This window comes from Stenotrophomonas sp. (assembly GCF_059505245.1).
The window spans coordinates 69,232-94,299 of sequence record NZ_JCACKF010000012.1; the positions used below are offsets into that span (position 1 = coordinate 69,232).

A 25,068-nucleotide genomic window follows, 5' to 3' on the forward strand; every position below is an offset into this window, starting at 1 on the left:
CCAGCGCAATCACGAATCCGCGCCGGATCGCCCGCGCCAAAGCAGAAGGCCCCGCTTGCGCGGGGCCTTCCGGGGTCAGCTCAGCTGGCCGTGGCAGTGCTTGTACTTCTTGCCACTGCCGCACGGGCACGGATCATTGCGGCCGATCTTCGGCTCGTCGCGCTGCAGCGTGGCCACGCCCTGCTGGGCGGCTTCGACCTGCGCGGCTTCCTCGTCGGCGCTGTAACCGCCGGCATCCTGGTGCTGGAACTGCGACTGGCTCAGGCGCGCCTGCGCCTGCTGGCGCTCGGCCGCTTCCAGCGCCTGCACTTCCTCGTCGCTGCGGATGCGCACGCGGGCCAGCAGGGTCACCACTTCGCGCTTGACGTTCTCCAGCATGTCCGAGAACAGCTCGAAGGCTTCCTTCTTGTATTCCTGCTTCGGCTGCTTCTGCGCGTAACCACGCAGGTAGATGCCCTGGCGCAGGTAATCCATGCGCGCCAGGTGCTCCTTCCAGCTCTGGTCCAGCACGGTCAGCATCACGTGCTTCTCCAGCGCGCGCATGGTTTCTTCGCCCAGGCCGGCTTCCTTCTCGGCGAAGTGCTGGTTGACGCGCTCCTGGACCTTGGTGGCGATGGCCTCAGCGTCCAGCTCTTCGTGTTCCTTGACCAGGTCGGTCAGCGACATCTGCAGGCCGAAGTCCGACTCCAGGGTCGCTTCCAGGCCGCGCAGGTCCCACTGCTCGTCGATCGAGTTCGGCGGCACGAAGCGCGCCACGATGTCGAAGATCACGTCGTCGCGGATGCCATCGACATTCGCCTTCACCGACTCGGCATCCAGCAGCTCGTCGCGCTGGGCGTAGATCACCTTGCGCTGGTCGTTGTTGACGTCGTCGAAGTCCAGCAGGTTCTTGCGGATGTCGAAGTTGTGGGCCTCGACCTTGCGCTGCGCCTTTTCGATCTGCCGGCTGACCAGGCGGTCCTCGATGACGTCGTCTTCCTTCATGCCCATCATGCGCATGGCCTTCTGCACCCAGTCGGAGGCGAAGATGCGCATCAGGTTGTCTTCCAGCGACAGGTAGAAGCGGGACGAACCCGGGTCACCCTGGCGGCCCGAACGGCCGCGCAGCTGGTTGTCGATACGACGCGATTCGTGGCGCTCGGTGCCGACGATGTGCAGGCCGCCCGCCGCCTTCACTGCCTCGTGGCGCTTCTGCCATTCGGCCTTGACCGCTGCCTTCTGCTCGTCGGTCGCGTCCTCGCCCAGGGCGTGGATCTCGGCTTCCAGCGAACCGCCCAGCACGATGTCGGTACCGCGGCCGGCCATGTTGGTGGCGATGGTCACTGCGCCCGGGCGGCCAGCGTTGGCGACGATGGTCGCTTCGCGGTCATGCTGCTTGGCGTTGAGCACTTCGTGCTTCACGCCGGCCTTGCTCAGGTGCTCGGACAGCATTTCCGAGGTTTCGATCGAGGTGGTACCCACCAGCACCGGCTGGCCGCGCTTGGCGCACTCTTCGATGTCGGCCAGCACCGCATTGAACTTGCCCTTGCGGTTGAGGAACACCTGGTCCGGGCTGTCCTTGCGGATGGTCGGGCGGTTGGTCGGGATCACCACCACTTCCAGGCCGTAGATGCTCTGGAACTCGAATGCTTCAGTGTCGGCCGTACCGGTCATGCCGGACAGCTTCTTGTACATGCGGAACAGGTTCTGGAAGGTGATGCTGGCCAGCGTCTGGTTTTCGCGCTGGACCGGCACGCCTTCCTTCGCTTCCACCGCCTGGTGCAGGCCGTCGGACCAGCGGCGGCCGGCCAGGGTACGGCCGGTGAACTCATCGACGATGACCACTTCGCCGTCGCGCACGATGTAGTCCACGTCACGCTGGTAGATCGCGTGCGCGCGCAGGGCGGCGTTGAGGTGGTGGACCACGGTCAGGTTCTGCGCCGCGTACAGGCCTTCGGTCTCGCCGTCGAGGATGCCGGCTTCAACCAGCAGCTGCTCGGCGTGCTCCATGCCCGCTTCGGACAGGTGCACCTGCTTGCCCTTCTCGTCGACCCAGAAATCGCCTTCGCCGTCTTCCGCTTCCTGCTTGACCAGGTGCGGCACGACGCGGTTGACGCGGATGTACAGCTCCGGGGAATCATCGGCCGGACCGGAGATGATCAGCGGGGTACGCGCTTCGTCGATCAGGATGGAGTCGACTTCGTCGACGATGGCGTAGTGCAGGCCGCGCTGGTAACGGTCGGCCTTGGACAGCGCCATGTTGTCGCGCAGGTAGTCGAAGCCGAATTCGTTGTTGGTGCCGTAGGTGATGTCGGCCGCGTAGGCTTCGCGCTTGTCGCTGTGCGGCATGCCCGGGTACACCACGCCCACGCTCAGGCCCAGCCAGTTGTACAGCTTGCCCATCTGCGCGGCGTCGCGGCGAGCCAGGTAGTCGTTCACGGTGACCACGTGCACGCCCTTGCCTTCCAGCGCGTTGAGGTACACCGGCAGGGTCGCCACCAGGGTCTTGCCTTCACCGGTGCGCATTTCTGCGATCTTGCCCAGGTGAAGCACCATGCCGCCGATCAGCTGCACGTCGTAGTGGCGCATGCCCAGCACGCGGCGGCCGGCTTCGCGGCAGACCGCGAACGCTTCCGGCAGCACCTTGTCCAGGGCTTCACCGCCGGCGATGCGCTGCTTGAACTCCGGCGTCTTGGCCTGAAGCTGCTCGTCGGAAAGCTTCTCGATCTCCGGCTCCAGCGCATTGATCTTGGCGACGATGCGGTTGAGCTGGCGCAGCTGTCGTTCGTTACGACTGCCAAATACGCGGGTAAGCAGGCTGTTGATCATTGAAGGAACCGGGTTGGATGGACACGACGCCCGGCCTCCCCCTTGGGATCCGTCCGCCGCAAACGAAACAGGGCGCCTGGCGCCCTGTCGATGGCAACACCCATTGTAGCTTGGGACGGGCGGCTGAGGTTTCAAGCGCCAATCCGGTCGCAATCGCCCCGGATTCGGCAAAGAAACACGGATGCGGGGTCGGACCCCTTTCGCCATGGCGAAAGGGCTCTGACCCCAGCCCTCAACCGAATCGGGTCAGAGCCCTTCCGCGGCGCGGAAGGAATCCGACCCGGGCATCAGCCGCGGCTGACGCGGCCGACCGGCGTGTTGCCGCCGTCGCCGAGGAACTTGCGCGGGTTGACCACGTTGCCGTTCTCCCACACCTCGAAGTGCACGTGGGCACCGGTCGAACGGCCGGTGGAACCGGCCTTGGCCACTTCCTGGCCGGCGCGGACCAGGTCACCGGCCTTCACCACCAGGCGCGAATTGTGCGCGTAGCGGGTGACATAGCCGTTACCGTGGTCGACATCGACGACGTTGCCATAGCCGCCCTTCACACCGGCGAAGCTGACCACGCCTTCGGCCACGGCCATCACCGGGTCACCGACCTTGGCGTGGAAGTCCATGCCCTTGTGGGTGGCGGCGCCGCGGCCGAACGGGTCGGCACGGGTGCCGAAGCCGGAGGTCACGTAGCTGTTGCGGATCGGCATGCGCGACGGCACGGCGTTCTGCTGCAGCTGGTGGTCGAACATCAGCGATTCCATCACCGACAACTGGCGGCCTGAAGCAGCAAAGCGCTGCTCCAGCACCTGTAAGTCGGCGTTGACGTCCTTGACCGGGATGTCGCTGGTCGGGCCGCCGGCGTCGCCATCACCGAGGCCGGGGGTCTCGTTGAAGTCGAATTCGCCATCTTCCAGCTTGCCCATCTGGGTCAGCCGTTCGCCGAGGGCGTTCAGGCGGGTGGCCTGCGCCTGCAGCTCGCCGAGGCGGGCAGCCAGCGCGTTGACCTGGGTCTGCGCATCGCGCTTGACCTTGGCCAGCTCCGCATCCTGGCGCTCGACCTTGGCCTGCAGGCGCGAATCATTCAGCGCACTGGCGCCAATGCCGCCGGCAAGGCCGATAATGCAGCCTACCCCGAGCACGCTGCCCAGCAGGGCGCGGGGGCGGTCCTCGAAATAGAACCGCAAACGCGTGATCGGCGACGCCTTGGCCTGTCCTTCACGCGTTTTGATTACGATCTTTTTGAATGCCATCAGTGAGTTTTCATGTCTGAGCCGAAATCCAGCGTTCGCCCCGCGTCAGTGCCGAAACCGGCGCTGGATGCGGTAATGGCGGACAAAAGCGGGAACCCGCTGCGTCGGGCCTTGTGGCTCGACGCGCTGGACCGGCAGTTGCGCCCCCAGTTGCCGCCACCTCTGCGCAGCCGCTGCCGGCTGGCCAATGTGGACGGGGAACACCTCGTTTTTCTCGTCGAGTCCCCGGTCTGGCATGCCAAGTTGCGGCTTGCCGAAGCCCAGTTGCTCGACGCGGCCCGTTCCATCGGGCTGAAGGCCACCAGGGTGACCATCAAGACTGCGTCCACCACTCCCTCACGCTCCCCAGCGATCGACAACCGGAATGGCCCCCACGCAGTTTCAGCCGCCACGCACAAAGGGCTACGCGACGCCTTGGCTTGCCTGCAGGACGTTCCCTCGAAGCCGAAGAAGCGGTCCTGATGGCAACGGAGCATCCGGCTCCGCTCCCCGTCGCGCGTGTCACCACGGCGTGAAACATTTCGGGGGCCGGGTCGCATCCTAGCGGCCAACCGGGGGCCTGTCGTTAGATTGAAGTTAAAACTTCGTTAAATTCAGGCTTCCGATCCAACAGGTTCACAAAACCGTGACCTTGAACCGGCCTTGACGCCTTTCAAGCACGCTGAATGCGTCGCCAGCGCCGGAAACAACGACGCCGCCCTGGAAGGCGGCGTTTTTATCTTGAAATTCAACGATCTATGGAATCAGGCGTAGGCCGGGGTGGCATATTCCACCGGATCCGGGCTGGTCGGCGAGTCGAAGCTGACCCATTCCCAGGCGCTGGCGTCGGCCATCAGGGCCCGCACCAGCTTGTTGTTGAGCGCGTGGCCGGACTTGAAGCCCTCGTAGGCGCCCAGCACCTGGCCACCGGCCAGGTAGAGGTCGCCAATGGCGTCAAGGATCTTGTGGCGCACGAATTCGTCGGCGTAGCGCAGGCCGTCTTCGTTGAGCACGCGGAACTCGTCCAGCACGATGGCGTTGTCCATCGAACCGCCCAGGCCCAGGTTGCGCTCGCGCATGTATTCCAGGTCGCGCATGAAACCGAAGGTGCGCGCGCGGGAGATTTCCTTGGTGTAGGCCAGCGTCGAGAACTCGATTTCCTGCCGCGACTGCTTGGCCGGGATCATCGGGTGGTCGAACTGGATGGTGAAGCCCAGCTTGTAGCCCTCGTACGGGGTGAAGCGGGCCACCTTGTCGCCCTCGGTCACCTCCACGGTCTTGAGCACGCGGATGAAGCGCTTGGGCGCATCCTGTTCGACGATGCCCGCCGACTGCAGCAGGAACACGAACGGGCCGGCCGAACCGTCCATGATCGGCAGCTCGGCCGAGGACAGTTCGACGATGATGTTGTCGACACCCAGGCCGGCCAGCGCCGACATCAGGTGTTCGACGGTCTGGATCTTTGCGTCGTTGCAGGTCAGGCCGGTGCACAGGGTCACTTCGGTGACCAGTTCGGCCTTGGCCGGCACCTCCACCACCGGGTCCAGGTCCACGCGGCGGAACACGATGCCATGGTTGACCGGTGCCGGGCGCAGGGTCATGTAGACCTTGTCACCACTGTGCAGGCCAACGCCGGTGGCGCGGATCGTGTTCTTGAGGGTGCGTTGCTGGATCATGGGGGATGGACCGGAAGTGACACATTAGATTAACACGCGCACTCCCCTACCCCGGCTGAAACGCCAGTTGCAGCCACCGGCAGGATCCACCGGCACGCCGCTGGAAAGCGCGTGAAGCAGGGCGGCCGGGCCCATCCTGGCCCGGCGCCCGCGTTTTCAGGACATGGTGGCGCAACCCGGGGAGGACAACCCCGGGCCGCCCCGCTTAGTCCGCCTGGCGGCGCAGGAACGCCGGGATGTCCAGGTAATCGTTCGGCAGTTCCGCCGCCGCCGGGGCCGAAGCGGCCGGGGCCGAAGGGGCGGAGGCCGCTGCGGTATCGCTGCTGGCGCGACGCAGGCCCAGGCCCATGCCACCCACCGCCTTGGAGACGGCATCGCCGCCGTTGTCGAACTCGCCGAACTCCGGCTGGCCGGTGGTGGCGTTGCGGACCAGCTTGATCGGCGCACGCTCGCCCGGACGCTGGGTCTTGCTGGCCGAGACGCGGTTCAGGCCGGTGGCCACCACGGTCACGCGCACTTCGTCCTGCATGTCCGGATCGAGCACGGTGCCGACCACCACGGTGGCATCTTCGGAAGCGAAGCCATCGATGGTGCGGCCGATCTCGTCGAACTCGGCCATGGTGAAATCGGCGCCGGCGGTGATGTTGACCAGGATGCCGTTGGCACCAGCCAGGTTCACATCGTCCAGCAGCGGGTTCTGGATCGCCGATTCGGCAGCGGCCTGGGCGCGGTCATCGCCACGGGCGGTGCCGGTACCCATCATCGCCAGGCCCATTTCGGACATGACGGTGCGCACGTCGGCGAAGTCGACGTTGATCAGGCCCGGACGCACGATCAGGTCGGCGATGCCCTGCACGGCGCCCTGCAGCACGTCGTTGGCAGCGCGGAAGGCCTGGATCATGGTCGCGTTGCGACCCAGCACGGTGATCAGCTTCTCGTTCGGGATGGTGATCAGCGAGTCGCAGTGCTGGCTCAGTTCCTCGATGCCCTTCAGCGCCACCTGCATGCGGCGACGGCCTTCGAACGGGAACGGCTTGGTGACCACGGCCACGGTCAGGATGCCCATTTCCTTGGCCAGCTGTGCCACCACCGGCGCAGCGCCGGTACCGGTGCCGCCGCCCATGCCGGCGGTGATGAACACCATGTCGGCGCCCTGCAGCGCGTCCATGATGCGCTCACGGTCTTCCAGCGCGGCCTGGCGGCCGACTTCCGGGTTCGCGCCTGCGCCCAGGCCCTTGGTCACGTTGGTACCCAGCTGCAGCTGCAGCTTGGCACCACAATTCTTGATGGCCTGCGAGTCGGTGTTGGCAGTGATGAATTCCACGCCATCCACTGCCGAGTTGACCATGTGCGCCACGGCATTGCCGCCGCCGCCGCCCACGCCAACCACCTTGATCACCGCATTGGGTGCCATCTTTTCGATCAGTTCAAAATGCGCCATGTCCGTGTCCTCGTTGTATCCGCTTTGGCTGGCATGGGCATTCGGGCGTCCTGCCGTCCTGCTGCATGCCGACGTTGCGGCTGTGTGGGTTGTGTGTAGCCGGTACTGCGTTGTGATGCGGGTACTGCGGGTGTTGCGCCCGGGCGAGGCCCGGGTTTACGGGTTCCGCGTCAGAACTCGCCGCGGAACCAGGTCTTGAGTTTCTTGAACATGCTTCCGGCGCGCCCGGTGGGCAGCGACGGCCGCCGCGGGTGCTCGATCTGGCTACCCATCAGCAGCAGGCCCACGCCGGTGGCGTGTACCGGGTTGCCGACCACTTCGCCCAGGCCGGTGACGTGCTGCGGGATACCCACGCGCACCGGCATCTGCAGCATTTCCTCGGCCAGTTCGACCACGCCTTCCATCTTCGACGCGCCACCGGTCAGCACCATGCCGGCGCGCACCAGCTCCTCGAAGCCGGAGCGGCGCAGTTCGGCCTGCACCATCTCGAAGATTTCCTCGTAGCGGCCCTGCACGGCCTGCGCCAGCGAATGGCGCGGCATGCGGCGCGGCGGGCGGTCGCCCACCGACGGCACCTGGATGCTCTCCTCGGCCGTGGCCAGCTGGGCCAGGGCGCAGGCATAGCGCACCTTGATCTGCTCGGCTTCCGGGGTCGGCGTGCGCAGCATGTGCGCGATGTCGTTGGTCACGTGGTCGCCGGCGATCGGCAGCGAGGCGGTGTGGCAGATCGCACCCTGCACGAACACCGCGATGTCGGTGGTGCCGGCGCCCATGTCGACCAGCACCACGCCCAGCTCGCGCTCGTCGGCGGTCAGCACTGCCACGCTGGAGGCCAGCGAGGACAGCACCAGGTCGTCCACCTGCAGGCCGCAGCGCTGCACGCACTTGCTGATGTTGGCCGCCGCCGACTGCGCGCACACCACCAGGTGCGCATGCACTTCCAGGCGCACGCCGGTCATGCCGACCGGGTTGCGGATGCCTTCCTGCGAATCGTCCAGCACGTACTCGCGCGGGATCGCGTGGAGGATCTTCTGGTCGGCCGGGATCGCCACCGCCTTGGCCGCGTCGAGCACGCGATCCAGGTCGCCCCAGGTCACTTCACCGTCGCGGATCGGCACGATGCCCGGCGAGTTCTTGCACTGCACGTGGTTGCCGGAAATCGAGGCGTACACCGAACGGATCTCGCAGCCGGCCATCAGCTCGGCTTCTTCCACCGCGCGCTGGATCGACTGCACGGTCGATTCGATGTCCACCACCACGCCGCGCTTCAGCCCGCGCGATTCGTGCGAGCCGATGCCGATCACTTCGATCGGGTTGCCCGGCGAATACTCGCCCACCAGCGCCACCACCTTGGAGGTGCCGATGTCCAGGCCAACGATCAGCGATTTGTCACCCTTGCGATTCATGTCCTTTCCTGCGTGCTTCTGGCCGGGGTCGCCGGCGTTTTCGCCGGCGTGGCCGGGGTACCCCAGCTCAGCGTGAAACCATTGGTGTAACGGAGGTCGGCGCGCTCGATCGGCGCGTCCTGACGGTTGAGCTGCGGCAGTACCTTGACGAAGCGCTGCATGCGCGAGCGCGCGTCGTCGCGGCCGACCACCACTTCGGTGCCGTTGCTCAGCACCAGCGACCAGCTGCCGCGTGCGTCCATCGTCACCCGGCGCACATCGACGCCGGCCGGTGCGAACAATGCACGCGAGTCGCTGTACAGCTTCATCACTTCCGCGGTCTGGCTGTCCGGGCCATCCAGCTCCGGCAGCGCCAGGTCGGACAGCTTCTTCGGCGTGGGGAACAGCTTGCCCTGCTCGGACACCAGGCGGTCGGTACCCCAGCGGGCGAACGGCTTGTGCTCGACCAGGGTCACTTCCAGCACGTCCGGCCACTGCTTGCGGACCTGGGCACTCTCCACCCACGGCAGCTTCTCCAGGGCGTCCTGCGCGTCCTGCAGCTTGACCGCGAAGAAACCGGCGCGCGCATACGGCAGCAGCACCTGCTGCAGCTGTTCGGCCGGCACCCGTTTGAACTCACCATGCACGCGCAGCTTCGCCAGCGGCCAGCGCTCGGCGCCGACCCAGCCATTGACCACGGCCACCACCGGCAGTGCAACCACCGACAGCGCCAACAGCCAGACGAAGATGCGCAGCACCGCGTTCATGCGTGCGAGGCCTCCAGGGTCTGTTCCAGCACGCGCCACACCAGTTCCTCGAAACCGATGCCGGCCTGGCGGGCCGCCTTGGGCACCAGCGAATGGCTGGTCATGCCCGGCGCGGTGTTCACTTCCAGCAGGAAGAAACGGCCGCTGTCGCGATCGCGCATCACGTCCACGCGGCCCCAGCCACGGCACCCGGCGGCACGGAACGCGGCCAGCGCGATGCGCCGGATGTCCTCTTCGTCGCCACCGTCCAGGCCCGGGCACAGGTACTGGGTGTCCTCGGCGATGTACTTGGCGTTGTAGTCGTACCACTGGCCCTTGGGCACGATGCGGATCGACGGCAGTGCGACGTCGCCAAGGATGGCCACGGTCAATTCGTCGCCGACCACCATCTGCTCCATCAGCAGCTGGCCGTCGTAGCGCGCGGCCAGGGCCACCGCTTCATCCAGCCCGGCGTCATCGGTGACCCGGCTGATGCCCACGCTGGAGCCTTCGTTGGCCGGCTTCACCACCACCGGCAGGCCGAGTTCGGCGGCATTGGCGTGCACGTCCTCGGCAGTGACCTTGCGGTACTGCGGGGTCGGCAGGCCCAGCGACAGCCACACCTGCTTGGTGCGGATCTTGTCCATGCTCAGCGCCGAACCCAGCACGTTCGAGCCGGTGTACGGCACGCCGAAGGCGTCCATCAGGCCCTGCACGATGCCGTCCTCGCCGCCACCGTTGTGGCCGTGCAGGATGTTGAAGACGCGATCGATGCCACCGGCGGCGAGCGCGCTGGCGAGCGCCGGAATGCCGTCCACCGCGAACGCATCGACGCCACGCGACTGCAGGGCTTCGAGCACGTTGCGGCCCGAATCCAGCGACACCTCGCGTTCGCTGGAACTGCCGCCCAGCAGCACGGCGACGCGGCCGAACTCGGCCGGGTCGGTCACGCGCAGCGGCGGGAAGGTCAGCGTGCTCACGCCTGGCCCTCCCCCTTGAAACCTTCCACCGCGATATGGGTGGCCACGGCACCGATGTCGCCGGCGCCCATCATCAGCAGCAGGTCACCGTCCTGCAGCACGTCCGGCAGCACGCTGGCCAGCTCGGCGGCCTTGCCCACCACCACCGGCTCACTGCGGCCACGCGCACGGATGGCACGGGCCAGCGCGTGCGAGTCGGCGCCGGCAATCGGTTCTTCACCGGCCGGGTAGACCTCGCTCAGCACCAGCGCATCAACGCTCGACAGCACGGCGGCGAACTTGTCGAACTGGTCGCGGGTACGGCTGTAGCGGTGCGGCTGGAAGGCAACCACCAGGCGCTTGTCGGCCCAGCCACCACGAGCGGCGGCGAACACTGCCTCCAGCTCGCTGGGGTGATGGCCATAGTCGTCGATGATGCGGACCTTGGCGCCACTGGCGGTGGTCACCTCGCCCAGATCGTTGAAGCGACGGCCGACACCGGCGAAGCCCTCCAGCGCGCGTGCGATCGCGTCCGGGGCCACGCCCAGCTGCCAGCCCACCGCAGCGGCGGCCAGCGCGTTGAGCACGTTGTGCCTGCCCGGCAGCGCCAGCACCACTTCCTGGCTGGTGCCCTGCGGCAGGCGCAGGGTGAAGCGCATGCGCGACCCTTCCTGCACCACGTTCTCGGCGCGCACGTCGGCCTGCGGGCTCATGCCGTAGCTCATCACGTGGCGCGGGGTCCTGGCGGCCAGCGCGGCGACTTCCGGATCATCGATGCACAGTACCGCCAGGCCGTAGAACGGCAGGCGCTGCAGGAACTCGGCAAACGCCGCCTGCACGCGGGCGAAATCGTTGCCGTAGTTTTCCAGGTGGTCGGCATCGATGTTCGTGATGATCGACATCAGCGGGTTCAGGCGCAGGAAGCTGCCATCGCTTTCATCGGCCTCGGCCACCAGCCACTGCCCGCCACCCAGCTTGGCGTTGGCACCGGCGGCCAGCAGCTGGCCACCGATCACGAACGTCGGATCCAGGCCACCTTCGCTCAGCACCGCAGCGGTCAGGCTGGTGGTGGTGGTCTTGCCATGGGTACCGGCCACGGCGATGCCGCGGCGGAAGCGCATCAGCTCGGCCAGCATCGCCGCACGCGGCATGATTGGAATGCGCTGGCTGCGTGCTTCCATCAGTTCCGGGTTGTCTTCGCGGATGGCACTGGAGACCACCACGCAGTCGGTGCCCAGCACGTTGGCCGCGGAGTGGCCGCGCATGATGCGCGCCCCCAGGCTGGCCAGGCGGCGGGTCGCCACGTTGTCGGCGTTGTCCGAGCCGGACACTTCATAGCCCAGCGTCAGCATCACTTCGGCGATACCGCTCATGCCGGTGCCGCCGATGCCGACGAAATGCACGCGCGGGAACGCGCGCACCAGGTCGTTGGTGTCGTGCAGGCGGCGGATCATGCGCGGCCTCGCGCAGGGCAGGCGCGGTGGCATGCCTTCTTCATACAGCTTCCTCGAGAATGATATCGGCGATGCGCTCGGCGGCATCGACCTTGGCCAGGGCACGCGCGGCTTGCGCCATCTGCATGCGGCGGGCGGGATTTTCGGACAGATCGCGCAGCAGTGCGGCAATGCCGTCGGCCAGCGTTCCGTCCTGCTTCAGCAACACCGCCGCGCCGCGCTCGACCAGGTACTCCGCGTTGCGGGTCTGGTGATCGTCGACGGCAGCGGGGAATGGCACCAGCACGCTGCCGACACCGACCGCGCACAGCTCGGCCAGCGTGGACGCGCCGGCGCGGCAGACAACCAGGTCAGCCCAGGCAAAGGCTTCGGCCATGTCGGCGATGAACGGCGTGATTTCCGCCTGCACACCGGCCTTGGCGTAAGCCTCCACCGCTTCGGCATGCATCTTCTCGCCGCTCTGGTGGCGCACCTGCACCGGCAGGCCGGCGCCCAGCGCGGCAATCGCCTGCGGCACGCCGGTATTGAGGGCACGCGCGCCCTGGCTGCCGCCCACCACCAGCACCCGCAGCGGGCCCTGCCGGTCGGCGAAGCGCTGTTCCGGCGGCGCGATGGCAGCGATTTCCGCGCGCACCGGGTTACCGACGAACTCCTCGCCCTTGGCGAAGGTGCCCGGGAAACCGGTCAGCAGGCGACGCGCATAACGCGACAGGATGCGGTTGGTCAGGCCCGGCGCACGGTTCTGCTCATGCACGATCAGCGGCAGGCCATGCAGGCGCGTGGCCATGCCACCGGGGCCGGAGGCAAAGCCACCGAAGGCGACCACCGCGCGCGGCTGGCGCTGGCGGATGATGAGCCCGGCCGCGCGCAGCGCGCGCATCAGCCGCCACGGCGCCGCCAGCAGGGCCAGCTTGCCCTTGCCGCGCAGGCCAGTGATGGCCAGCGTATCGATGGCGATGTCGTGCTGCGGCACCAGGCGGGTTTCCATCGCACCGTCGGCGCCCATCCAGGTCACCGGCACGCCGCGCTGGCGCAGCACGCGGGCCACGGCCAGGCCGGGGAAGATGTGACCGCCGGTGCCTCCGGCCAGGATCATCACCGGGCGCCCACTCTCGGTGGCTGCACTCATGACAGCCTCCCGAAGGTCGGTTCGATGCGCGACTGCAGGCGGCTGGTGCCACGTGCGGCGCTCGCTGCAGCGGACGCGGGTGCGACCGGCTCGGCACGCATCGGCACGCTGGCGTCCACCGCTGCGGCGGGCTTGTCCATCGGTTCGGCCGCGGCGTCTTCGGCGCCACCGATGCGCACGGCCTGGCGGCGCTCGGCGCGCTTGAGTTCATACGACACGCGCAGCAGCAGGCCCATCGCCACGCAGGTCATCAGCACCGACGAACCGCCGGAGGAGATCAGCGGCAGGGTCAGGCCCTTGGTCGGCAGGATGCCCAGGTTCACGCCGATCGAGACGAAGGTCTGCATGCTGATCCACAGGCCGATGCCGAAGGCGATGTAGCCGGAGAAGTGGCGCTTCATTTCCACGCAGCGCATGCCCAGCCAGAAGGTGCGGCCGACCAGCAGCGCATACAGCGCCACGATCACGCAGGTACCCAGGAAACCGAATTCCTCGGCGGTGACCGAGAAGATGAAGTCGGTGTGCGCTTCGGGCAGGTAGTACAGCTTCTGCACGGAGTTGCCCAGGCCGACGCCGGTCCATTCACCACGGCCCACCGCCATCAGCGCGTTGGACAGCTGGTAGCCGTCGCCCTGCTGGTCGGCCCACGGGTCCAGGAAGGAGGTGATGCGGCGCATGCGGTACGGCTCGATGATCGCCAGCGCGCTCATGCCGACCAGGCCGATGATCACCGGCATCGACATGCGCGGCATGTTCACCCCGCCCAGCACCAGCATGCCGGCGGTGATCGCCAGCAGCAGGGTCGAGGAACCGAAGTCCGGCTGCAGCAGCAGCAGCACCACCAGCGCACCGGCCACGCCCAGCGGCTTGAGCATTGCCGGCCAGGTCGCATTGACCTCGTCGCGGAAACGCACCAGGTAGCTCGACAGCCAGACGATGTAGAGCACTTTCACCGCTTCGACCGTCTGGAACTTGGAAATGCCCAGGTTGATCCAGCGGCGCGCACCGTTGACCGTGCTGCCCAGTCCCGGTGCGAACACCGCCAGCAGCAGTACGAAGCAGCCCAGCAGCAGCATCTGGTTGTACTGCTCGATCGACTTCAGCTCGGTGCGGGCGGCAATGACCGCCAGCACGATACCCACCGCCAGGAAGATCAGGTGGCGGTTGAGGTAATAGAACGGGCTGCTCATCAGCGCGATCGAGCTGGAGGCCACCATCACCACGCCGACACCGGTGAGCGCGATGATCGCGCCCAGCAGCCACTTGTCGTAGCTGCCTTCGATGGCTTCAAGGCGTGTTGCCTGGCGGGACAGGTCGTTCATCTCAGCGCACCTTCAACGTGGCCAGGCCGATCAGCACGAGCACGACGGAGATGATCCAGAAACGCACGATCACGCGCGGCTCCGGCCAGCCCTTCAGTTCGAAATGGTGGTGGATCGGCGCCATGCGGAACACGCGCTTGCCGGTCAGCTTGAACGAGGCGACCTGGATCATCACCGACAGCGTTTCGATGACGAACACGCCGCCCATGATCACCAGCACCAGCTCCTGGCGGGTGATCACCGCGATCGTGCCCAGCACCGCACCCAGTGCCAGTGCGCCGATGTCGCCCATGAAGACCATGGCCGGGTAGGTGTTGAACCAGAGGAAGCCCAGGCCCGCGCCGGCGATGGCCGCACAGATGATGACCAGCTCGCCGGCGCCCGGGATCTGCGGGATCTGCAGGTAGTTGGCGAACACCACGTTGCCCGAGGCGTAGGCGAACACGCCCAGCGCGCAGGCCACCAGCACGGTGGGCATGATCGCCAGGCCGTCAAGGCCGTCGGTCAGGTTCACCGCGTTGGAGAAGCCGACGATCCAGAAGTAGGCGATGGCCACGAAGCCGATGCCGGCCAGCGGCAGCGCGACCGACTTGAACATCGGGATGTAGAAGGTCAGCGCCGCCGGCACGTCGGCCGTGTAGAACAGGAACAGGCCCGCAGCCAGGCCGAAGATCGACTGCAGCAGGTACTTCCAGCGCGACTTCAGGCCGTTCGGGTCACGGCGGACGATCTTGATCCAGTCGTCATACCAGCCGATGGCGCCGAAGCACAGCATCACCGCCAGCACCAGCCACACGTAGCGGTTGCGCAGGTCGGCCCACATCAGCACCGACAGGGTGATGGTGAGCAGGATCAGCGAACCGCCCATGGTCGGCGTGCCGGCCTTGGAGAAATGGGTCTGCGGACCGTCCTTGCGGATCGGCTGGCCGCCCTTGAACTGGGCAAGCTTGCGGATCATCGCCGGGCCCAGCCACAGCGACAGGAACAGGGCCGTCAGCGCGGCAAGGATGGCGCGGAACGTCTGGTAGTTGAACAGCCCGAACAGGCTCTCCAACTGCTGCAACCATCGAGCCAGTTCATACAACATGCGGGGATTCCTCTCCTTGCGCCAGCAGCGCTTTGACAATCGTGTCCATGGCGCTGCCACGGGAACCCTTGACCAGGCAGCGCACGCCGGCGTGCAGCTCGTCCTTCAGCGCCTGCGACAGCGCGTCGTGGGTGGCGAAATGGCGGCCGCCTTCGCCGAAGGCGGAGGCGGCAGCGGCGCTGAGCGGGCCCAGTGCATACAGGCGCTTCAGGCCGGCAGCACGTGCGCGGAGGCCGGCCTGCGCATGCAGCGCTTCCGCGTCCGGGCCCAGCTCGCGCATGTCGCCCAGCACCAGCCAGCCCTCTTCCGGCGCCGCGGCCAGGGCATCGATGGCCGCGGCCAGCGACCCGGGGTTGGCGTTGTAGCTGTCATCCACCAGCACCGCGCCATTGCGCAGCTGATGGGCGATCTGGCGACCCGGCACCGGCTGCGCTTCGGCCAGGCCGGCGGCAATCAGCGCCAGATCGACACCGGCGGCCAGCGCCAGGCTGGCGGCGGCCAGCGCATTGCTGACGTTGTGGCGACCCGGCAGGCCCAGCACCACGCGGGCTTCGCCGGCCGGTGCGACCAGAGTGAACTGGCTGCCCTGCGCACCGGCGCGGATATCGCGCGCGGTCACGTCCGCCGAGTGTTCCAGGCCATAGCGCAGCACGCGGCAACGCGCCGGGGTGCTGATGAAATGCTGTTCGAACCAGCGCCCATAGGCATCGTCGGCGTTGATCACCGCCACGCCATCGGCCGGCAGCGCGGCGTAGATCGCGCCCTTGGTCACCGCCACGCCGAGCAGGCTGCCCATACGTTCCAGGTGCGCCGGGGCGATGTTGTTGACCAGCGCATAACGCGGGCGGGCGATCTCGGTCAGGTAGGCGATGTCGCCCGGCTTGCCGGCGCCCATCTCGTAGACGGCGTAGTCGGCATCTTCCGGCGCATCGATCACCGCCAGCGGCAGGCCGATCTCGTTGTTGCGGTTGCCCGGGTTGGCGTAGACCACCTTGTGCGCGTGCTGGGCCACTTGCTGCAGGATCGACAGCAGCAGGCTCTTCACGCTGGTCTTGCCATTGCTGCCGGTGATCGCGAACACCTCGGTGCCACGGTCACGCTGCATGCCGGTGGCGATCTTCGCCAGCGCCAGTTCGCTGTCGGCCACCAGCACCTGCGGCAGTTCGACCGGCAGCAGGCGCTCGACCAGCAGCGCACTGGCACCGCGCGCCTGCGCGTCGGCCGCGAAGTCATGGCCGTCGAAACGCTCGCCGCGCAGCGCCACATACAGACTGCCCGGACCGAGATTGCGGGTGTCATTGCTGACCGCATCGATGGCCACGTCGTCGCCGTGGATCTCGCCGCCGGCCCAGTGTGCGATCAGCGAAAGCAGGGTGCGCTTCATGCGGCGCCCTCCCCGGCCTGCGCGCTGAGCACACCGGCCTTGGCCGCCAGTGCGGCGGCGGCCACTTCGGTGTCGTCGAAGTCATGGCGCACGCCATTCACTTCCTGGTACGGCTCGTGGCCCTTGCCGGCGATCAGGATGATGTCGCCGGCACCGGCACGCTTCACCGCCAGGCCGATCGCACGCGCGCGGCTGCGCTGCACGGTCACGGCATCGGCGTTCTGGAAGCCGGCCAGGATGTCGGCCACGATCACGTCGCCATCCTCGCCACGCGGGTTGTCGTCGGTGACGATGACCTGGTTGGCCAGGCGCTCGGCAATCGCCGCCATCTGCGGGCGCTTGCCGGTGTCGCGCTCGCCGCCGCAGCCGAACACGCAGAACAGCGTGCCCTGCAGGTGCCCGTGGAGGCTGTCCAGCGCCTGTTCCAGCGCATCCGGGGTGTGCGCGTAGTCGACCACCACCGTCGGCAGGCCGTCTTCACCGCCCAGGCGGTTCATGCGGCCACGGATCGGCTGCAGCGCCGACAGCACCTCGGCAATACGCGGCAGCGGCTGGCCCTGCGCGTGCAGGGTACCGGCCACGGCCAGCAGGTTGTCCACGTTGAAGCGGCCCAGCAGCGGCGACTGCACCGTCGCGCACTGGCCGTCGATGACCAGCTCGAAGGCGATGCCACGACCGTCCAGCTGCAGTGCCTCGGCGCGCACGCTGGCGTCGGTGGCACCACGCGAGCTCAGCCCGATCGCCTGCACGCCGGCCGGCAGGCCCGCGAACAGCTGCCGGCCGAAGGCATCGTCCAGATTGATCACCGCGGCCTTCAGGCCCGGGCGATGGAACAGCCGCGCCTTGGCCGCGCCGTAGCTGGCCATGTCACCGTGGTAGTCCAGATGGTCGCGGGTGAGGTTGGTGAACACCGCCACGTCGTAGTGCACGGCGTCCACGCGGCCCTGGTCCAGCGCATGCGAGCTGACTTCCATCGCCACCGCGCGCGCACCGGCGTCGCGCAGCTGCGCCAGAAGCGCATGCATCTGCAGCACCAGCGGCGTGGTGAAGCCGGTCGGCTCGACCGCACCATAAAGTCCGGCACCCAGCGTGCCGATACTGCCACTGGGCGTTCCGAGCAGATGCCAGGCCTGGGCCAGCAGCTGCACGGTGGAGGTCTTGCCGTTGGTGCCGGTCACGCCGACCATCGCCATCGCCCGCGATGGCGCGCCATGGAACTGGTCGGCCATCGCGCCCATGCGCGCGCGCAGGCCCGGCACGGCGATCGCATCAGCCGGGGCCGGCAGATCGGCCGGTGCCGGCGGTTCGAACAGGATGGCACTGGCACCGGCAGCGCGCGCCTGCTCGACAAAGCCCAGGCCATGCGCGCCGAAACCGGCGATGGCGACGAAGGCGTTACCGGGGCGCACGGCACGGCTGTCCAGCACCAGGCCGGTCAGAACGGGATCATGACCCGCCAGGGCCACGTCCGGAAGCAACTGCGAAAGCAACATCGAAGGACTCATTGCGTGCCTCCCGTAGCGGGCGGCGTCTGGGCTTGCGCGCTTGGCAGCGCAGCGTCGAATTCAGCGGCGGCATCGACCGGCAGCGCGGTCTCGGCCGGCGGCGCAGGCAGGATCGAGGCCGAATGGCCGACCTTGCCCGACTGCTGTGCGGCCAGCCACGACTGCAGGTCGTCCAGCGGCACGTCCATCAGGCGCAGGGTGCCTTCCATCACGTTGTGGTAGACCGGCGCCGACACCAGGCCGCCGTAGAACTTGCCGGCCTGCGGGTCGTTGATGACGATGACGGTAGCGAAACGCGGGTTGGTGGCCGGCACCACGCCGGCGAACAGCGCGTTGTAATGGCCGCGCTCATAACCGCCCGGGCCGGCCTTGCGCGCGGTGCCGGTCTTGCCGGCCACGCGGTAACCCAGCACCGCCGCCTGCTTGGCGCCGCCCTGGGTGACCACCGTTTCCATCATCGCCACCACCTGCCGGGCGACGTTCTCGTCGATGATCTGCTGGCCTTCATTGCGCTGGCCCTTGACGAAGGTCGGCGCGATCAGGCGCCCGCCGTTGGCCAGCGCCGAGTACGCGGTGGCAATCTGCAGCGGCGTGACCGACAGGCCGTAGCCATAGGACATGGTGGTCTTGGTGGTACCCGACCAGCGTGCCGGACGCATCACCACGCCGGCCGATTCGCCCGGGAAACCGCTGTGCGGCGCCGAGCCATAGCCGAAGCGGCGCACGCCGTCGTAGAAGGTCTGGTCCGGCATCTTCGCCGCAACCTTGGCCGCACCCACGTTCGAACTGCGGGTGATCACGCCGGTCACGTTGAGCACACCGTTGTTGCGCGGCACGTCGCGGATGGTGAAGCGGCCCAGGGTCATGTAGCCCGGGTTGGTGTCGATGATGGTGTCCTTGGTCACCGCACCGGCCTGCAGCGCGGTGGCGATGGTCAGCGGCTTCATCGTCGAACCCGGTTCGACCAGGTCGGTCACCGCGCGGTTGCGGCGCGTATCGGGGATCGCGCCGGTCAGCGAGTTCGGGTTGTAGGTCGGCAGGTTGACCATGGCCAGGATCTCGCCGGTGGTCACGTCCATGATCACCATCGAACCACCGGCCGCCTTGTTGGCCACCAGCGCGTTGCGCAGTTCCTTGAAGGCCAGGTACTGGATGCGGCGGTCGATGCTGAGGGTCAGGTCCTTGCCCGGCTCGGCGGCGCGCAGCAGATCGCTTTCGACGGTCTCGCCCTTGCGGTTGCGGATCACCCGCTTGGCACCGGCCTTGCCGCGCAGCCATTCGTCGAACGCCAGTTCCAGGCCTTCCTGGCCGCGGTCGTCGATGTTGGTGAAGCCCAGCACGTGCGCCATCGCTTCGCCCTGTGGGTAGAAGCGGCGGAACTCGCGCTGCGCGGCCACGCCCGGAATCTTCAGCGCGACCACCTTCTCTGCCTCGTCCGGATTGATCCGGCGGCGCAGGTACATGAATTCCTTGTCCGACTTCTGCGACAGGCGGCTGCTCAGCTCATCCACCGACATGCCGACCGCCTGGGCCAGCTCCGGGATGCGCTCGGGCGAACGCAGCAGGTCCTGCGGGTTGACCCAGATCGAGGCGACCGGGGTGGACACCGCCAGCGGCTCGCCGTTGCGGTCGGTGATCATGCCGCGCGAGGTCTTGATCGGCAGCTCGCGCAGGTAGCGGGCCTCGCCCTGGCGCTGGTAGAAATCGCTGTTGATGATCTGCACGTAGGCCGCGCGACCCACCAGCGACACCGAGCACAGGCCAAGCGCCAGCGCGACCCAGCGCAGGCGCTGGCGCAGGTTGAAGGCGTTGCGCGGGCGGTTGCGGCCGGTCTTGCTCATGGGCGCACCACCACGATGTCAGCGGCCTCGGGGAACTTCATGCCCAGCTTCTCGCGGGCAATGCGGTCCACGCGGTTGGCTTCGGCCAGGGTGGCCTGTTCCAGCTGCAGGCGGCCGAACTCAAGGTTGATGTCATCGCGCTTGCGCTCGGCACGCGACAGCTCGATGAAGGTCTGCCGGTGGCGGTGGCGCACGAACACCACGCCGATCGCCGAGGCGACGGTGCAGGCCAGCAGGATGATCAGCAGCAGCCGGCTCATGCATCGGCCCCCCGCTTCTGTGCCACGCGCAGCACGGCGCTGCGGGCACGCGGGTTGGCGGCCAGCTCTTCGTCGGTGGCCTTGATGGCGCCGCCGATCAGGTCCAGCGTCGGCACGAACGCAACCGCCTCGGGCAGTCGGCGGTTGGCCGGCGGCGCCTTGGCCAGGCGGTTCATGTACTGCTTGACGATGCGGTCTTCCAGCGAGTGGAAGCTGATCACCGCCAGGCGGCCACCGGGCTTGAGCCGTTCCACCGCCGCATCGAGCCCGGCTTCAAGATCGGCCAGCTCGCGGTTGATGTGGATGCGGATGGCCTGGAAGCTGCGCGTGGCCGGGTGGATCCGGCTCTTATCGGATCCCGACTTCCCACGCGGCATCACCGAGGCGATCAGCTCGGCCAGTTCGGCGGTGCGGGAGAACGGCTGCTTCTCGCGGCGGGCCACGATGGCGCGGGCGATGCGCCGGCTCTGGCGCTCTTCGCCGTAGGTCCACAGCACATCAGCGATCTCGCGCTCTTCGACGCGGTTGATCCACTGCGCGGCGCTTTCACCGCTGTCCGGATCCATGCGCATGTCCAGCGGGCCGTCCTTGCCGAAGCTGAAGCCACGTTCGGCCACGTCCAGCTGCGGCGACGACACGCCGAGGTCGAACAGCACGCCGTCCAGGCCTTCGGCCGTCGCGTTCCACTGCAGCAGCTGGGCGAAGCTGCCCCGGAAAATGGACACGCGCGGGTCCGGCGCGAAATCGCGCTCGGCAACGGCGATGGCTTCCGGATCCTTGTCCATGACCAGCAGGCGCCCCTCGGGACCGAGCTGGGTGAGCACGCCACGCGCATGACCGCCACGACCGAACGTGCCATCCAGATAACGTCCGTTTTCGATCACCCTCAGGCCTTCAAGGACCTGGGTGTACAGGACCGGCAGGTGCACCGCCGGCGACTGCGACACCGGAAGGTGACCGGCCTGCGCTTCTGGGCGCATCCGGGCACCCCGGCTCACAACTTCAGGTCGAGCAACCCATCACCCAGATCCTCGTCAGACAACGTCTGCTGGATCAGGGCCCGATGCGCCTGCTCGCTCCACAATTCGAACTTGTCGCCCATACCGAGCAATACCGCCTTCTTCTCAATGCCCACCGCACCGCGGTGGCTGGCGGGGATGCTGATGCGACCGTTGCCGTCCAGTTCCAGATGGGCGGCCGAGCCGACCAGCTTCTGCTGCAACAGGCGCACGACGCGCTGGGTGTTGGGCTTGGACATCACATCGTCGCGGACCCGCTCCCATTCCGACTCTGCATACAGCCACAGGCAGCCGGCTTCGAACGGGTTGTAGGTCAGCACGAGACGGTTGTTGCTGGCGCGCGCGACGAGGTCGCGGTAAGCGGTGGGAACCGCCATGCGCCCTTTGTCGTCAACTGTGATGGCCGTCTCGCCCTGGAACACGACGCCTGCACCTTGTCCTTCGCCCGGTGAAACATTGAACCACGAAAACCCACAAAACACCCGGATTTCCCTCTGATGCCCACCTTAGCAGCGGGCCGAGGGTTGTCAACAACTTTTCAGCGGGGAAATCGCCAGCCGCATCAATGGCTTGCAACAACCTTTAGAGAATTGTTCAAGGCTTATCCACAAGTTGCTGATCCGTCTCAATTTTTGAGATTGAACGGAAGTTCAGGGGCGTGGAGAGGGCGTGAAACATCGGCCGCGCATTCATCCGGAACGGGCCGGAAACGGCGCCGGACTGCGCAAACCGTGCACAATGAGGCCATGTGCCTGCTCGCTCTTGGCTGGATGCACCACCCGCGCTGGCGGCTGGTGATGACCGGCAACCGTGATGAGTTCCACGCCCGCCCGACGGCGGCGCTGGCCCCCTGGCAGGATGAGACGTCCGTCATCGGCGGGCGCGACCTGCGCTCCGGCGGTGGCTGGGCCGGGGTTGGCGCCTCGGGCCGGATGGCGGTGGTCACCAACGTCCGCGACCCGCTGGCGGCCCAGACCGGCCCGTCGCGGGGCGCGCTGGTGGCCGACTTCCTGCGCGGCCGCGACCCGGCCGCTGTGCATATCGACCGATTGGCGACCGTGGCTGGCGCCTATGCCCCGTTCAATCTGTTGCTGGCCGATAGCGACAGCCTGGAGTACCTCGGCAACCATCCCGCCGAACGGCAGACCCTCGGCCCGGGCGTGCACGGCATGTCCAACGGCGCGCTGGACGCGCCCTGGCCGAAGACCCGGCGGCTGATGGCGGCCCTTGAAGCCTGGCTGCAAAAGGACGGGGTCAGATCCCTTTCGCACGGCGAAAGGGATCTGACCCCGGACCTGACCCCACTCTGGAATGCCCTGGCCGACGAACACCGCCCTGCCGACAGCGACCTGCCCGACACCGGCATCGGCCTGGAACGCGAGCGCTGGCTGAGCCCGGCCTTCATCCGTGGCGATGACTACGGCACCCGCGCCAGCACCGTGCTGCTGATCGACGCCGACGGCCATGGCGAGATCCACGAACGCCGCTTCGGCCCGCAGGGCGCTCCCAGCGGCCAGAGCCACGTCATTTTCTGACCCGGTCATGACGGCCCTTGGCCGGATGCTCTTGGCGGGGGGGGTAGTGCCGGCCGCTGGCCGGCAACCTCTGGATCTTCGGATGCAGCATGAAGTTGCCAGCCAGCGGCCGGCACTACCCGCAGCGTGCTGTCGCGATCCACGCGACGGCAGTCGTCATCGCAGCGGGCCTGAAACGTCATTCAGCTTCCAGCCGCGACCGCGATCCGTCCGCGCCACAGCGGTTTCAGCATCACAGCCAGCCGACTGTGCCCTTTTCGCAATCGACACTGTGTCTATAAATGTCGCCCCTGACCTCCCAGGGTGGTCGCGCCCGGCATCGCGCCGCGCAATCGACCACAACCCCCAAGGAGGCCCCATGCGTCGCATTCTCATCCTGCTCGCCACCCACCTGCTTACTCTCGGCCTGGGCTTCGGCCTGGGCATCTATCTGCTGCCGATCCTGATCGCCCCCGATGACCCGCCGGTCACGCAGGTGCAGACCGCGATGAACGACGCCACCTATCGGACTACCTTCCGTCGCGACCTCAAAGGCAGCGACGCGGTGCACTGGGCCGAAGGCAAGGTCAGCGTCAGCGCCACCCAGGTTGCCTTCGACGGCAAGATGGGACCGGGCCCGGACTACAAGGTCTACCTGGTCCGCGACTTCGTCGACAACAAGGCCGACTTCCTGAAGATCAAGGCGCAGGCCCAGCGCATCGGCGAGGTGAAGACCTTCAACCGCTTCCTGGTGGATGTGCCCGCGAACGTGGACGTGGACGACTACACCACGGTGGTGGTGTGGTGCGAGCGCTTCTCGCAGTTCATTTCCGCCGGGCAGTACCGCACGCCGGGCTGAGGACAGCATGGGGTCGGATCCCTTTCCTCCGGAAAGGGATCCGACCCCGCAATCACGGTAGCTCCACGCCATGCGTGGAAGAAGAAGGAGGCGGAGCCGGCCGATAAGCCGGGTTCTGTCGTGGACAGTCATTCCTCTAGGCGTTACGTCACCGCAACGCTCAAGCAACCTACCCGGATCCAACGCGGGCCGCGCCAAAGGATCCCTATTTGGTCTTGCTCCAGGTGGGGTTTGCCGTGCCGGTCTGTTGCCAGACTCGCGGTGCGCTCTTACCGCACCATTTCACCCTTACCGGCCTTCCGAAGAAGACGTAGGCGGTATCTTTCTGTTGCACTTTCCGTCGGCTTGCGCCGCCCAGGCGTTACCTGGCACCTTGCCCTATGGAGCCCGGACTTTCCTCGGCACCCCCGAAGGGATGACGCGACTGTCTGGCCGGCTCCGCCAGCGCATATTCTAGCGTACGCAGGTCCTTCCTGCCGTGCTGATCGCGGCGTCCGGTTCATCCATCCACGCATGGCGTGGATCTACTGCAGTAGCGCCACGCCATGCGTGGCTGCAGCAATCCATCAACTACCGTACAACGCCTTGCGCGGCGCGCCGGTCAGTTCCGCGGCCAGTTTGGCGGCGGTCGACGGCGGCAGGTGCTCGCTCAGCTTCGCGTAGACGCGGCGGCCATGCGCCAGCTGCGCTTGTTCGTCATCACCCGCGCCCTGCACCATCACCACGAACTCGCCCTTGCGCTGGTTGTCGTCGGCCTCGACCTTCGCCAGCAGGCCCGCCAGGTCACCATCGAGCACGGTCTCGAACAGCTTGGTCAGCTCGCGGGCCAGTACCGCCGGGCGTTCGCCGCCGAAGATCGCCGCCATGTCGGCCAGCGATTCGGCGATGCGGTGCGAGGATTCGTAGAACACCATCGTGCGCACTTCGCCGGCCAGCGCCTGCAGGCGGTCGCGGCGGCCGCTGGCCTTGGCCGGCAGGAAGCCCTCGAAACTGAAACGGTCGCTGGGCAGGCCGGCCACGCTCAGCGCGGCGATGGCGGCGCAGGCGCCGGGCACCGGGCTGACCTTGATCCCCGCCGCGCGCGCGGCACGCACCAGGCGGAACCCGGGATCGCTGACCAGCGGCGTACCGGCGTCACTGACCAGCGCCAGCGACTCGCCGGCCTGCAGGCGCGAGACCAGGCGCTGCGCCAGCGCCTCCTCGTTGTGTTCGTGCAGGGCCACCAGCGGCTGCTGGATGCCGAAATGGGACAGCAGCTGGCCGCTGCGGCGGGTGTCCTCGGCACAGATGGCCGCCACCGAGCGCAGCACCTCCTGCGCGCGCGGGCTCAGATCGGCCAGGTTGCCGATCGGGGTGGCGACGACGTACAGGGTTGGGACACTCATTTCAGCGGTACTCACGGGGCAAGGGTAGAATCGTAGCGTGTACCCGGCCAAGGCCGCTGCCCTCATCGCAT

Annotated in this window: 20 protein-coding genes, 1 other RNA gene and 1 pseudogene; 3 read left to right on the plus strand and 19 right to left on the minus strand. The window is 67.3% G+C overall.

The genetic code is table 11. The annotated features are described in order from the left end of the window. Positions 1-75: 75 nt before the first annotated feature. Both secA and AC5JLE_RS04850 read right to left on the minus strand, forming a co-directional pair. Positions 76-2,808 (minus strand): preprotein translocase subunit SecA, encoded by a 2,733-nt coding sequence (gene secA / locus AC5JLE_RS04845; protein WP_014645947.1) that lies wholly within the window; start codon positions 2,806-2,808, stop codon positions 76-78. Positions 2,809-3,095: 287 nt separating this feature from the next. After that, positions 3,096-4,052 (minus strand): M23 family metallopeptidase, encoded by a 957-nt coding sequence (locus AC5JLE_RS04850; protein ID WP_014645946.1) that lies wholly within the window; start codon positions 4,050-4,052, stop codon positions 3,096-3,098. A gap of 12 nt (positions 4,053-4,064) precedes the next feature. Between AC5JLE_RS04850 and AC5JLE_RS04855 the strand changes: the two genes are divergently transcribed. Then, positions 4,065-4,514, plus strand: a complete 450-nt coding sequence (locus tag AC5JLE_RS04855; protein WP_032956682.1) for a DciA family protein — start codon at positions 4,065-4,067, stop codon at positions 4,512-4,514. A gap of 281 nt (positions 4,515-4,795) precedes the next feature. Here the strand turns inward: AC5JLE_RS04855 and lpxC are convergent, their stop codons facing one another. The 15 genes and pseudogenes from lpxC to mraZ form a co-directional block, all read right to left on the minus strand. Further along, positions 4,796-5,707 carry a UDP-3-O-acyl-N-acetylglucosamine deacetylase gene (gene lpxC / locus AC5JLE_RS04860; protein WP_032956680.1) on the minus strand — a complete coding sequence of 304 codons (912 nt, stop codon included), beginning with the start codon at positions 5,705-5,707 and terminating at the stop codon, positions 4,796-4,798. 205 nt (positions 5,708-5,912) lie between these two features. Next, the gene (ftsZ, locus tag AC5JLE_RS04865; RefSeq protein WP_005415297.1) at positions 5,913-7,148 is read right to left on the minus strand and encodes a cell division protein FtsZ; all 1,236 of its coding nucleotides are present in this window, start codon (positions 7,146-7,148) and stop codon (positions 5,913-5,915) included. Between the two features lie 170 nt (positions 7,149-7,318). Beyond that, positions 7,319-8,554, minus strand: a complete 1,236-nt coding sequence (gene ftsA, locus AC5JLE_RS04870) for a cell division protein FtsA (protein ID WP_005408083.1) — start codon at positions 8,552-8,554, stop codon at positions 7,319-7,321. Positions 8,555-8,622: 68 nt separating this feature from the next. Next, positions 8,623-9,300: pseudogene (locus tag AC5JLE_RS04875) on the minus strand (cell division protein FtsQ/DivIB); the annotation flags it as partial. Continuing rightward, positions 9,297-10,259 carry a D-alanine--D-alanine ligase gene (locus tag AC5JLE_RS04880; protein ID WP_014645943.1) on the minus strand — a complete coding sequence of 321 codons (963 nt, stop codon included), beginning with the start codon at positions 10,257-10,259 and terminating at the stop codon, positions 9,297-9,299. The pseudogene AC5JLE_RS04875 and the gene AC5JLE_RS04880, both read right to left, overlap by 4 nt. After that, positions 10,256-11,692 carry a UDP-N-acetylmuramate--L-alanine ligase gene (gene murC, locus AC5JLE_RS04885; protein ID WP_014645942.1) on the minus strand — a complete coding sequence of 479 codons (1,437 nt, stop codon included), beginning with the start codon at positions 11,690-11,692 and terminating at the stop codon, positions 10,256-10,258. The genes AC5JLE_RS04880 and murC overlap by 4 nt, the downstream gene beginning before the upstream one ends. A gap of 40 nt (positions 11,693-11,732) precedes the next feature. Next, entirely contained in the window at positions 11,733-12,821 is a 1,089-nt protein-coding gene (murG, locus tag AC5JLE_RS04890) for an undecaprenyldiphospho-muramoylpentapeptide beta-N-acetylglucosaminyltransferase (RefSeq protein WP_049406067.1), read from the minus strand. Beyond that, on the minus strand, positions 12,818-14,143 hold the full coding sequence (gene ftsW / locus AC5JLE_RS04895; protein ID WP_014645940.1) for a putative lipid II flippase FtsW: 1,326 nt from the start codon (positions 14,141-14,143) through the stop codon (positions 12,818-12,820). The genes murG and ftsW overlap by 4 nt, the downstream gene beginning before the upstream one ends. A gap of 1 nt (position 14,144) precedes the next feature. Further along, positions 14,145-15,230, minus strand: a complete 1,086-nt coding sequence (mraY, locus tag AC5JLE_RS04900; RefSeq protein WP_004154219.1) for a phospho-N-acetylmuramoyl-pentapeptide-transferase — start codon at positions 15,228-15,230, stop codon at positions 14,145-14,147. Beyond that, positions 15,220-16,614: a UDP-N-acetylmuramoyl-tripeptide--D-alanyl-D-alanine ligase gene (locus AC5JLE_RS04905; RefSeq protein WP_142235442.1), complete on the minus strand. Its 1,395-nt coding sequence runs from the start codon at positions 16,612-16,614 to the stop codon at positions 15,220-15,222. Before AC5JLE_RS04905 ends, mraY begins: the two co-directional genes overlap by 11 nt. Further along, a complete protein-coding gene (locus AC5JLE_RS04910; RefSeq protein ID WP_164109597.1) occupies positions 16,611-18,119 on the minus strand; it encodes a UDP-N-acetylmuramoyl-L-alanyl-D-glutamate--2,6-diaminopimelate ligase in 1,509 nt (502 codons plus the stop codon). The genes AC5JLE_RS04905 and AC5JLE_RS04910 overlap by 4 nt, the downstream gene beginning before the upstream one ends. After that, positions 18,116-19,960, minus strand: a complete 1,845-nt coding sequence (locus AC5JLE_RS04915; RefSeq protein WP_014645937.1) for a peptidoglycan D,D-transpeptidase FtsI family protein — start codon at positions 19,958-19,960, stop codon at positions 18,116-18,118. Before AC5JLE_RS04915 ends, AC5JLE_RS04910 begins: the two co-directional genes overlap by 4 nt. Beyond that, entirely contained in the window at positions 19,957-20,220 is a 264-nt protein-coding gene (ftsL, locus tag AC5JLE_RS04920; protein WP_005415286.1) for a cell division protein FtsL, read from the minus strand. The genes AC5JLE_RS04915 and ftsL overlap by 4 nt, the downstream gene beginning before the upstream one ends. Continuing rightward, positions 20,217-21,200, minus strand: coding sequence for a 16S rRNA (cytosine(1402)-N(4))-methyltransferase RsmH (rsmH, locus tag AC5JLE_RS04925; RefSeq protein ID WP_496065081.1), 984 nt, complete (start codon positions 21,198-21,200; stop codon positions 20,217-20,219). Before rsmH ends, ftsL begins: the two co-directional genes overlap by 4 nt. Before the next feature lie 14 nt (positions 21,201-21,214). After that, positions 21,215-21,661 carry a division/cell wall cluster transcriptional repressor MraZ gene (gene mraZ, locus AC5JLE_RS04930; protein WP_004143635.1) on the minus strand — a complete coding sequence of 149 codons (447 nt, stop codon included), beginning with the start codon at positions 21,659-21,661 and terminating at the stop codon, positions 21,215-21,217. Between the two features lie 324 nt (positions 21,662-21,985). Between mraZ and AC5JLE_RS04935 the strand changes: the two genes are divergently transcribed. Beyond that, complete coding sequence (locus AC5JLE_RS04935; protein WP_049440203.1) at positions 21,986-22,774, plus strand: NRDE family protein; 789 nt, start codon at positions 21,986-21,988, stop codon at positions 22,772-22,774. A 358-nt stretch (positions 22,775-23,132) separates the two neighbouring features. After that, the gene (locus AC5JLE_RS04940) at positions 23,133-23,612 is read left to right on the plus strand and encodes a DM13 domain-containing protein (RefSeq protein WP_496065082.1); all 480 of its coding nucleotides are present in this window, start codon (positions 23,133-23,135) and stop codon (positions 23,610-23,612) included. Positions 23,613-23,700: 88 nt separating this feature from the next. On the opposite strand, the gene rnpB is transcribed toward AC5JLE_RS04940, so the two are convergent. Continuing rightward, positions 23,701-24,052, minus strand: an RNA gene (gene rnpB / locus AC5JLE_RS04945) — RNase P RNA component class A. A gap of 126 nt (positions 24,053-24,178) precedes the next feature. Then, positions 24,179-24,997, minus strand: coding sequence for a 16S rRNA (cytidine(1402)-2'-O)-methyltransferase (rsmI, locus tag AC5JLE_RS04950; protein WP_014645933.1), 819 nt, complete (start codon positions 24,995-24,997; stop codon positions 24,179-24,181). Positions 24,998-25,068 lie beyond the last annotated feature (71 nt).

What these genes read in the sequence shown, in the direction of transcription:
- AC5JLE_RS04910 (WP_164109597.1), bottom strand. Translation starts at nt 18,119, where the DNA reads ATGAGTCCTTCGATGTTGCTTTCGCAGTTGCTTCCGGACGTGGCCCTG.
- AC5JLE_RS04850 (WP_014645946.1), bottom strand. Translation starts at nt 4,052, where the DNA reads ATGGCATTCAAAAAGATCGTAATCAAAACGCGTGAAGGACAGGCCAAG.
- AC5JLE_RS04940 (WP_496065082.1), top strand. Translation starts at nt 23,133, where the DNA reads ATGCGTCGCATTCTCATCCTGCTCGCCACCCACCTGCTTACTCTCGGC.
- AC5JLE_RS04915 (WP_014645937.1), bottom strand. Translation starts at nt 19,960, where the DNA reads ATGAGCAAGACCGGCCGCAACCGCCCGCGCAACGCCTTCAACCTGCGC.
- secA (WP_014645947.1), bottom strand. Translation starts at nt 2,808, where the DNA reads ATGATCAACAGCCTGCTTACCCGCGTATTTGGCAGTCGTAACGAACGA.
- rsmH (WP_496065081.1), bottom strand. Translation starts at nt 21,200, where the DNA reads ATGCGCCCAGAAGCGCAGGCCGGTCACCTTCCGGTGTCGCAGTCGCCG.
- AC5JLE_RS04905 (WP_142235442.1), bottom strand. Translation starts at nt 16,614, where the DNA reads ATGAAGCGCACCCTGCTTTCGCTGATCGCACACTGGGCCGGCGGCGAG.
- mraY (WP_004154219.1), bottom strand. Translation starts at nt 15,230, where the DNA reads ATGTTGTATGAACTGGCTCGATGGTTGCAGCAGTTGGAGAGCCTGTTC.
- murC (WP_014645942.1), bottom strand. Translation starts at nt 11,692, where the DNA reads ATGATCCGCCGCCTGCACGACACCAACGACCTGGTGCGCGCGTTCCCG.
- AC5JLE_RS04935 (WP_049440203.1), top strand. Translation starts at nt 21,986, where the DNA reads ATGTGCCTGCTCGCTCTTGGCTGGATGCACCACCCGCGCTGGCGGCTG.
- ftsW (WP_014645940.1), bottom strand. Translation starts at nt 14,143, where the DNA reads ATGAACGACCTGTCCCGCCAGGCAACACGCCTTGAAGCCATCGAAGGC.
- murG (WP_049406067.1), bottom strand. Translation starts at nt 12,821, where the DNA reads ATGAGTGCAGCCACCGAGAGTGGGCGCCCGGTGATGATCCTGGCCGGA.
- ftsA (WP_005408083.1), bottom strand. Translation starts at nt 8,554, where the DNA reads ATGAATCGCAAGGGTGACAAATCGCTGATCGTTGGCCTGGACATCGGC.
- ftsL (WP_005415286.1), bottom strand. Translation starts at nt 20,220, where the DNA reads ATGAGCCGGCTGCTGCTGATCATCCTGCTGGCCTGCACCGTCGCCTCG.
- ftsZ (WP_005415297.1), bottom strand. Translation starts at nt 7,148, where the DNA reads ATGGCGCATTTTGAACTGATCGAAAAGATGGCACCCAATGCGGTGATC.
- AC5JLE_RS04855 (WP_032956682.1), top strand. Translation starts at nt 4,065, where the DNA reads ATGTCTGAGCCGAAATCCAGCGTTCGCCCCGCGTCAGTGCCGAAACCG.
- rsmI (WP_014645933.1), bottom strand. Translation starts at nt 24,997, where the DNA reads ATGAGTGTCCCAACCCTGTACGTCGTCGCCACCCCGATCGGCAACCTG.
- lpxC (WP_032956680.1), bottom strand. Translation starts at nt 5,707, where the DNA reads ATGATCCAGCAACGCACCCTCAAGAACACGATCCGCGCCACCGGCGTT.